The sequence below is a fragment of the Haloferax sp. s1 genome, from assembly GCF_058382125.1.
Genome location: NZ_JBZRPK010000534.1, coordinates 1 through 6746, shown reverse-complemented (window position 1 = coordinate 6746; position 6746 = coordinate 1). Strand labels below are relative to the sequence as shown.

Annotated in this window: 5 protein-coding genes and 4 pseudogenes; 5 read left to right on the top strand and 4 right to left on the bottom strand. The window is 53.8% G+C overall.

Annotated elements, in window-relative coordinates; translation table 11 throughout:
* A pseudogene (locus tag QT222_RS09195) lies at positions 1 to 265 on the top strand (cobyric acid synthase); the annotation flags it as partial.
* 105 nt (positions 266 to 370) lie between these two features.
* Positions 371 to 514: an HVO_A0556 family zinc finger protein gene (locus tag QT222_RS09190; protein ID WP_169330964.1), complete on the top strand. Its 144-nt coding sequence runs from the start codon at positions 371 to 373 to the stop codon at positions 512 to 514.
* 30 nt (positions 515 to 544) lie between these two features.
* On the opposite strand, the gene QT222_RS09185 is transcribed toward QT222_RS09190, so the two are convergent.
* The gene (locus tag QT222_RS09185; protein ID WP_491476986.1) at positions 545 to 1774 is read right to left on the bottom strand and encodes an ABC transporter substrate-binding protein; all 1230 of its coding nucleotides are present in this window, start codon (positions 1772 to 1774) and stop codon (positions 545 to 547) included.
* 207 nt (positions 1775 to 1981) lie between these two features.
* On the opposite strand from QT222_RS09185, the pseudogene QT222_RS09180 reads away from it, so the two are divergent.
* Positions 1982 to 2974: pseudogene (locus tag QT222_RS09180) on the top strand (IS4-like element ISHme2 family transposase); the annotation flags it as partial.
* Positions 2975 to 3610: 636 nt separating this feature from the next.
* Positions 3611 to 3937, top strand: a pseudogene (locus QT222_RS09175) (transposase domain-containing protein); the annotation flags it as partial.
* Here the strand turns inward: QT222_RS09175 and QT222_RS09170 are convergent.
* Positions 3934 to 4362, bottom strand: a complete 429-nt coding sequence (locus tag QT222_RS09170) for a DUF5518 domain-containing protein (protein ID WP_160163662.1) — start codon at positions 4360 to 4362, stop codon at positions 3934 to 3936. The pseudogene QT222_RS09175 and the gene QT222_RS09170 sit on opposite strands and share 4 nt — an antisense overlap.
* 60 nt (positions 4363 to 4422) lie before the next feature.
* Complete coding sequence (locus QT222_RS09165) at positions 4423 to 5100, bottom strand: IS6-like element ISHme1 family transposase (protein WP_004060793.1); 678 nt, start codon at positions 5098 to 5100, stop codon at positions 4423 to 4425.
* Positions 5101 to 5367: 267 nt separating this feature from the next.
* Between QT222_RS09165 and QT222_RS09160 the strand changes: the two are divergent.
* A pseudogene (locus QT222_RS09160) lies at positions 5368 to 5479 on the top strand (IS6 family transposase); the annotation flags it as partial.
* Positions 5480 to 6070: 591 nt separating this feature from the next.
* Here QT222_RS09160 and QT222_RS09155 read toward each other — a convergent pair.
* Positions 6071 to 6595: a hypothetical protein gene (locus QT222_RS09155; protein ID WP_491476985.1), complete on the bottom strand. Its 525-nt coding sequence runs from the start codon at positions 6593 to 6595 to the stop codon at positions 6071 to 6073.
* Positions 6596 to 6746 lie beyond the last annotated feature (151 nt).

Sequence of the window (6746 nt, the reverse complement as noted above, 5' to 3'; positions counted from 1 at the left end):
CATGGGAGAGAGCCGAATCGTCGGTGATGCTATCCCCATCCCCGGTGACGGAGCAGCGACAGGCCGCGTTGCGGGAACGTACATACACGACCTCTTTGCGAACGAATCGCCGCGGAACGCGTTCCTCGACGCAGTGTACGAGTCAGTCGGTCGTGAGCGTCCGACTGAGGCACGGTCGGAGACGGACCCGTACGAACGGGCCGCGGCACTCGTCGGCGATAACCTCGACATCGACTCACTCCTCGATACCCTCGGGTTGGATTGAGCGACGTAACTGGACCGGAGCGACGTAACGACAGCGCCGAGAGTGATGAACCGTGACATATCTATCCGCAGAAATGTTCTTATCCATGGAGTCAAGCCGTCAACTATGTCCCAATCGATGTATCTGCTCGACTCGTTCGACGACGACGATTGTACGTACTGCGACGGCGACCTGGTGGTCAGGGACTACAAGAGTAACGAGGCTATCGTCTGTGACGACTGCGGGACGCCGGCAGTCCAACTCTGGTAAAACAGCCGACAATCGAAGTCTTTCGACGTTTTAGTTCGTTCCGTTGATGATGTCGGCGACGCGCTGACGGTCGAACAACTGTTCGTCTTCCGGAATCTCCGGGTACGGTCCCTTCTCGTATGTCGGCCACGCGCCGAACTGCTCGGGGTAGAGCTGTTTTGCGGTCATCTCCAACTGGAATAGGTTGAGAATCGGCCCCTGATAGCGAGCGCCCTGCGCGTGGATACGGCCGTTTTTCACCGCCGAAATCTCGCTTCCGACCGGGTCGTCGGTGAACATCGCTCTGGTTGCGACCATGTCCGTCGTCGGGTGCATTCCTCCGAGCGAGAAAATCACGTCCGGGTCGGCTTCGAGAAGCGTCTCAAAATCGACGGTCGAGCCGGACTCGAAATCGTCGCCGAACGCGCTTTCGACACCCAGCGGGCGCATGTGCGCCGTCAGGTATCCGGGTTGGTTCGCGTCGTAGGCGTAAATCGTCTCGAAGTTGCGGGAGGCGAGCATCACGGCGGTCGGGCGGTCTTCCTCAGCGGGGAGGTTCGACGAAATCGTCTGTAGAAGGTCGTCGTGAATCGACGCGAGTGCTTCGTACTTCGCTTCGGCTTTGAACACTTGCGCGACCTTCTCGAAGATTTCCCAAAGCCCGTAGAACTGGTACGCATCCGCCCACTCCGACGGCGGGCTTCGGTTTCGGTCGCTGAAGGTGTTCCCGAACCACGGGCTGACGTTCTGTTCGATTTCTTCGAGGTCCGCGGAACTCCAACTCCCGAGAGCGGCCACGTTCGCCGGGTCCGCGAGGTGAACGTCGCTGTCGAGTTCGTACAGTTTCTCTTTCGTCGGTTCCCACGAGGAGTACAAGCCGCTCCAGTCCAGAGAAACGCCGTCGAGTCGCACGACGAACTGGTTCCACAGCGCGTCGTAGTAGTCGGGCGCGTGCATCGAGTTGACGGCGTCGCCGTGACCGAGTGCGAACGCCATTCCTGCGTGGTGCGTCAGGCGCGTGAAGACGGTCTCCGGCACGCCGTCGAACTCCACGTCGCCCATCGGGGCCATGGAGACGGTGTACGAGTCGCCGTCGGACGATTCCGTCGTCGCCTCTGTCGTGGATTCCGAGGTCGACGTTGCGGTCGCGTTCGAACCCGATTTTGTCGTCGTCCCCTCGCCCGAATTGCCCGTACAGCCCGCAATCAGGCCGCCAGCGGCGACCGCGAGCCCAGATTTAAGATACGTCCGGCGAGTCGCCGACTGCTCCTTCTTTGCCATAATAGTTTTAGGACAGCCTAAAATACAAAGAGTCATCGATTTTAGGATGGCCTAATTTTGTCTATATGTTAGAAATATGAATAGACATCATGCATCCGTCTTTAGCTAAGAGCAGAACCACGTGACAGCGACGGCTTATCGAGGCTTCTTTTCGAGAGGAATGAGGAGGCAACCGTTGTGCACACAGAAGCCTCCTCATCGAGAATCATGCGTCGGCTTACTACACTGTTTCCCTCCGAGTTCCTCGAAGAGCACGCCGAGGAACTCGGCGTGGTCGAGCGAGAGGGCAAGCTACAGGTTCCAGTCCTCGTGTGGGCGCTCGTGTTCGGCTTCGCCTCAGGTGAGAGCCGAACTCTCGCAGGGTTCAGACGCAGCTACAACTCCACGGCTGATGAGACGATTTCACCTGGCGGCTTCTATCACCGGTTGACGCCGACACTCGCGGAGTATCTCCGCGAGCTCGTCGAGCACGGCCTCGACGAGGTCGCTGTTCCCGAGGCTGTTGACGCTGATATCGACCGATTCAGGGACGTGATGATCGCTGATGGAACGGTGTTGCGGTTGCACGAGTTCCTCTCTGATGAGTTCCAAGCCCGTCACGAGGAGCAGGCTGGAGCGAAGCTCCACCTGCTCCACAATGCTACCGACGAGACGATTGAACGGATGGACGTGACGGACGAGAAAACGCACGACAGCACGCTGTTCAAGACGGGTTCGTGGCTGCAAGGACGGTTGGTTCTGCTCGATCTGGCGTATTTCAAGTACCGTCGCTTCGCGTTGATCGACGAGAACGACGGCTACTTCGTGAGTCGGCTGAAGCAGAACGCAAATCCGGTGATAACGGCGGAATTGCGGGAATGGCGCGGCCGCGCCATTCCCTTGGAGGGGAAGCAGATCCACGATGTAGTCGATGACCTCTCGCGGAAGTACATCGACGTAGCGGTCGAAGCGGAGTTCAAACGTGGGCCGTACAACGGGACACGGTCGCTGGATACGAAGCGGTTCCGCGTCGTCGGCGTCCGTGACGAGGACGCAGACGACTACCACCTCTACATCACGAATCTCCCGAGAGAAGAGTTTCTCCCGGCGGATCTCTCAACGCTGTATCGGTGTCGCTGGGAAGTAGAGACGTTGTTTCGTGAGCTGAAGACGCAGTACGAGTTGGACGAGTTCGACACAAGCGACCCGGATGCCGCGCGCCGCGGCATCCGAGCTGTAGCGCCCAAGCCCCGGCTTCTTACGCACTTGGACCAGTCAGTTAAACGTGCTCGGTGGCAGGAAACACGAATCGGTCTCTTGCGTCCCATATCTTGTTCCACGCTCTCATGGGATAGCAGAATTTCCATAGTCAGTTAAGTGTGAAAAGTGAGGCGGGAGAAATTCTTTGTGGTCAATGGCAAAAATACCCCGCCTCCGCGGGAGGAGTGGCTGGGGTGGTTTTGGTTTTTTGGAGCGCGGGCGGGCAACCCGGCCAGCGACGGGGCTCGGTTTTCCGGTTGACCTGGCGGGAATGGCACCCTCCGAAGACACCCCTTGTTTTGGTTATGGGCGTTTCGGATAATACTCCCCCACGTCACACGCGCAGCGTGGAAGGCACTCTCAGTTCGCCGCTCGATCCCAGCGAACTGCCCACCTGACGACCGGTTCGAGCGGTAATACCGACCGGGACAACTCTCCAAGCAGTGACAACGCTGTCGTGTCGGCGGCGGTAGTTCGCCGCCGACACCTTCGTGAGATCGCTGGCCTGAAGTGGACGTCAACTGCTGGTCCGGCGACTGTTTCATCAGTGAACTCGCTCGTCAGAACCAGTTAGCCAAGGACGCTTTGTGAGGTACTGAAACGAACGAAATTCTCTATTTTCGGCTGTTTTCGACCACTACAACCGCTCTCACCGAAATCTTTCTCAAAGAACTGCGGCACAAACACGATGTCGAAACCACCGTATTTCTCTTCGATGGTGCGAAACATCTCCAACCTGCACTGCAACGAGCCGGGCTCCGATTTCAGACAGAACGCCACGGAAATCGAAACGCCATCGAACGTATTTTCCGAGAAGTAAAGGGTCGAACCTCTTCGTTTTCAAACTGCTTCAGCAACGTCGAACCGAGTACAGCTGAAAACTGGCTCCAGAGTTTCGCTCGCTGGCACAATGCTCCAAACTAAACACTGCCATTTGTGGTGTGTAACCAGTGTGCGGTAACAGTGTTCGTTATCCAACCGCCAATTCGACCAAAGATAACCCCGAGTACACATAATACACTCAATATAACCACGGAGAAAATAGTGAACATAAACGGTCCGCCCTTCCAGCTTGTAATATATGCCATATTAGGCGGGATAGATAAAATAAAGCTAATGATGGCACCAATAAATGCAGTGCGGAGTCCCGCGGCACCCGGATCTGCCGAACGAGCGACTGCGATACCCCCAGCAAGTACGGTCCCGAATAACAATATTGAACCAGAAGGGCCCTGTCCAGAGATGGACAGCGAATTTCCGACAACGTTGATAGCTAGCCCACCCAGCGCACCGAGAACTGCAATCCGCCATACCTGAGGAATGCCGCGAATTCGAGGGGTATATACCATACCAAATATATCTATGTGTCTTTGTGCTAATATAACTTTCGGAGAATAAATGGGCACTGTCTAGTTAACCTCCTGAGCTGGCGTTCTTCCGTCGAGCGATTGATGCGGTCGCTGAAAATTATAGTAATGAACGAACAGTGCAAGCCACTGTCGGAGGCTCTGCCGACTACCCACCCACGAGTTGTGGAAACGGTCGACCCGCATCTTGAGCGTGTGAAACCACTTCTCGATGAGGTTTCGCTCTGTGTAGTCGACTCGACCGTTTACTCCTAATCGAGAGAAGGCAGTCCGATAGCCGAAGGCATCAGCCAGAAACACCGTGTTTGAACAGTCGTGTTTCTCACAGACTCCGTGGAGAAACGCAGCCGCCGGATTAATCCCGTGACGCTTGAACAGCGCAACGTCAAGAATCACTTTCGTGTCGAGGTCTATTGCAGCATATAACCAAGACCACTTGCCATTGATCTTGACAGCGGTCTCGTCGACCGCGACCCGCCTCGGCGTCGCCTTCGGCGGGTCGGAAACGCTGTCAGCCAACCGATGTACCCACTGGAAAATAGCTTGAAACGAGCGTTTTACGCCGAGAAGACGCAGAATTGCTTCTGTCTCTCTGAGCGAAAGGCCGGCAGCATGGAGTCGGACGGCGACGCCCGTCAGGGCGTTCGCCGTCCGCTCCCGCTGCCAACATTCATAATTCGCCGTTTCCAACGACTCTGTGAGCAGTTCTAGGTCAAGCAAAGCACTAGATCTACGAACTGCTCGCTTCTCAAACTGGCCTAACTAGACAGTGCCGGCCTACCAAATGTAAAAATTATTCAATACCAAGATGGTGGTTTTTAGCCACTCAATTACGTCACTAAATCAATTTTCGTGGTTGTTCTAGCTCTCACCAGCCATCTCCAGTTTAACTGGATAGTTTCTACATTTCTAGGACAATAGACACAATAATTTTATGGCACGGTCTAGATGAGCCAGTTTGAGAATTGAGCAGGTCGTTGAGTTAGTTTGGAGACGCTCGCAGACCTGCTCAGCGAGTGCGTTACAGCGGATTTAGCAGAAACGTGGGAGCGTTCGCCGTCCACTCCACGCGACCGGGCGTTCACTGAGAGAAACTTCGCAATACGATGATTCTCAGAGACCACATCAAACACTTGATGGACGAACACCGGTCGAGGAGGTCACTAACTAGACAGTGCCAATAAAAACAATTTTATCAATTTATACACACTACCTCGGCTATGGATAGACGTTCATTTATTTCAATAGTAGGAGCAAGTGCCATGTTGGGGGTATCTGGGTGTATCAGCCGCGGCAGAAATTCGAATTCAAACGCCTCGAAAGTCGAATCCAGAACACCAACTCCGGTTGAATCGTCCGGAAAAAGCTGGCCCATGGTCGAACACGATGCGCGAGCAGCAGGACACAATCCAACGCTCGAAGCTTCAAAACCGGGGAAATAAGAATGGAAAATCACGATTCCAGAAAACCAATCGCCAACTGAAGTTGTGGTTGGACGCGAACACACCTATCTCGGAATCGCAGAGTACGATGCCGATCCTGTGGAGTCGAGGGTTGAGGCCAGAGCGCTAACCGATGGGTCGGTCCGCTGGACAGTATCGATGCCGTATTCAGGGGTCGAGCCGCCAGCACTGGGGACAGGGCCAGACGATAAACTGACGGTCTTTGCGGTCTCAGTATGCTCGACTAACTAATTGCTTCGTGTGTTATTGTCTGAATTTGCACTTCTGTTAATAATCTGCTCTGCTTCATTTTCACTTTCAAGTTTAAGTACGTTAGTACTTGTCTCAAATCGGCCGGGACGACCGAGAATATAGATTTCGACGGCAATGTCTTCTCCCTGATAATCATCAATATTCGAAATTTCAATTTTGTTGAATGGATTATCTCCAGCCAAACGATACTCAATGGTATAGTAGCCACGTTTTTCTTCCCACTTATTCGTGATTAGACGATCATTCCGTTTCATTCCGTAGGAGGTATTTTTATCAGCATTCGTGTCTTGAAAGTGGATAATATCCTGGTAAGTGTGTTCAAACACCAGTTCATCACCACGGAGAACTCGGATTTCCAGATCCTGCTCTTGGATACTTGCATTATGAATAAGAATAAACCAGAGTCGGTACTTCTGACTATTGAGAAGACGGTGATTACAACCCGCAACCCCTGCCATAGAACCGACACCAATTGTTTTCAAAAATAGTCGACGATTCATATTATAATTACCTCCTAATTTGCGTGTCGAGATTAAACTTGATTCCCTGAGTTCGGTTGTTGAAACGATTCTTTATTTGGTTATGACCATGCCCAGGAGCCTGTCCAAGAATCCACTTGGCCAAGTACATCGGATACGCGGGTGACTCTAC